This window comes from Marinomonas sp. ATLA20 (assembly GCF_057180105.1).
Genome location: NZ_JBXUKU010000028.1, coordinates 1 through 1,205, shown reverse-complemented (window position 1 = coordinate 1,205; position 1,205 = coordinate 1). Strand labels below are relative to the sequence as shown.

Annotated in this window: 1 rRNA gene; it reads left to right on the top strand. The window is 49.1% G+C overall.

Going from position 1 to position 1,205, the window contains the following annotated elements:
* Window positions 1-337 precede the first annotated feature (337 nt).
* A 16S ribosomal RNA gene (locus AC2A4J_RS20250) occupies window positions 338-1,205 on the top strand; the annotation flags it as partial.

Below are 1,205 nucleotides of genomic sequence, written 5' to 3'. Positions count from 1 at the left end.
CAGTGGTTTATTGGGCATCCCAGGCGTAGCAGCTTTAGTTGTAATTGAAAAATTTATTATTTAATGAGAAATATTGTTGACTTTGATTCTGTATGGTGGTAAATTAATATACGTCGCTGATGACGAAGAAACGAAAAAACATGATAAAAAAAGTTGTTGACACCAACAATTTAAATATGGTATGATGTTCTAGTCGCTTCTGAAGCGGTAAACAAGTTCTTTGAAAACTAAACAAGACAAAACGTACCTGTTAATTCGAGTTTTTATAAAAAATCCTATGATGTATCATAGGTAGTCAGTCAAACGCTGACGAAAAACAAAACTTCGGTTTTGTACTTTTTCGGAGAGTTTGATCCTGGCTCAGGACGAACGCTGGCGGCGTGCCTAATACATGCAAGTCGAGCGGACAGAAGGGAGCTTGCTCCCGGATGTTAGCGGCGGACGGGTGAGTAACACGTGGGTAACCTGCCTGTAAGACTGGGATAACTCCGGGAAACCGGAGCTAATACCGGATAGTTCCTTGAACCGCATGGTTCAAGGATGAAAGACGGTTTCGGCTGTCACTTACAGATGGACCCGCGGCGCATTAGCTAGTTGGTGGGGTAATGGCTCACCAAGGCGACGATGCGTAGCCGACCTGAGAGGGTGATCGGCCACACTGGGACTGAGACACGGCCCAGACTCCTACGGGAGGCAGCAGTAGGGAATCTTCCGCAATGGACGAAAGTCTGACGGAGCAACGCCGCGTGAGTGATGAAGGTTTTCGGATCGTAAAGCTCTGTTGTTAGGGAAGAACAAGTGCGAGAGTAACTGCTCGCACCTTGACGGTACCTAACCAGAAAGCCACGGCTAACTACGTGCCAGCAGCCGCGGTAATACGTAGGTGGCAAGCGTTGTCCGGAATTATTGGGCGTAAAGGGCTCGCAGGCGGTTTCTTAAGTCTGATGTGAAAGCCCCCGGCTCAACCGGGGAGGGTCATTGGAAACTGGGAAACTTGAGTGCAGAAGAGGAGAGTGGAATTCCACGTGTAGCGGTGAAATGCGTAGAGATGTGGAGGAACACCAGTGGCGAAGGCGACTCTCTGGTCTGTAACTGACGCTGAGGAGCGAAAGCGTGGGGAGCGAACAGGATTAGATACCCTGGTAGTCCACGCCGTAAACGATGAGTGCTAAGTGTTAGGGGGTTTCCGCCCCTTAGTGCTGCAG